This is a genomic window from Catellatospora sp. KI3 (genome assembly GCF_029948125.1).
GTDB lineage: Bacteria > Actinomycetota > Actinomycetes > Mycobacteriales > Micromonosporaceae > Catellatospora.
This window is the reverse complement of sequence record NZ_JASAMB010000080.1, coordinates 1-460: the sequence shown is the minus strand read 5'-3', so window position 1 is coordinate 460 and position 460 is coordinate 1. Positions and strand designations below refer to the sequence as shown.

The window sequence follows — 460 nt, the reverse complement described above, 5'->3', positions numbered from 1 at the left end:
GGCTGCACCGGGGCGGGGCAGAAGCTCGCCAACCCGGGCTTCGAGTCCGGCGCCACCTCGTGGACCCAGTCCACCGGCGTGATCGGGCAGCACACCGGCACCGGCGCACCCCGCACCGGCACCTGGTCGGCGTGGCTCAACGGCTACGGCTCCACCCACACCGAGACCCTGTCCCAGTCGGTCACCCTGCCCACCGGGTGCAGCAGCTACACCCTGTCGTTCTACCTGAAGATCACCACCGCGGAGACCACCACCACCGTCGCGTACGACAAGCTGACGGTGCAGGCGGGCACCACCACCCTGCAGGTGTTCTCCAACCTCAACGTCAGCGGGTACACGCTGCGCACCTACAACCTGTCCGCCTTCGCCGGACAGACCGTCACCATCAAGTTCACCGGCGTCGAGGACGCCAGCCTCCAGACGTCGTTCGTCATCGACGACACCGCCCTGACCGTCGCCT

Annotated in this window: 1 pseudogene; it reads left to right on the top strand. The window is 68.3% G+C overall.

Annotated elements, in window-relative coordinates:
* Positions 1 to 460 (top strand): annotated as a pseudogene (locus QEZ54_RS36275) (aminopeptidase); the annotation flags it as partial.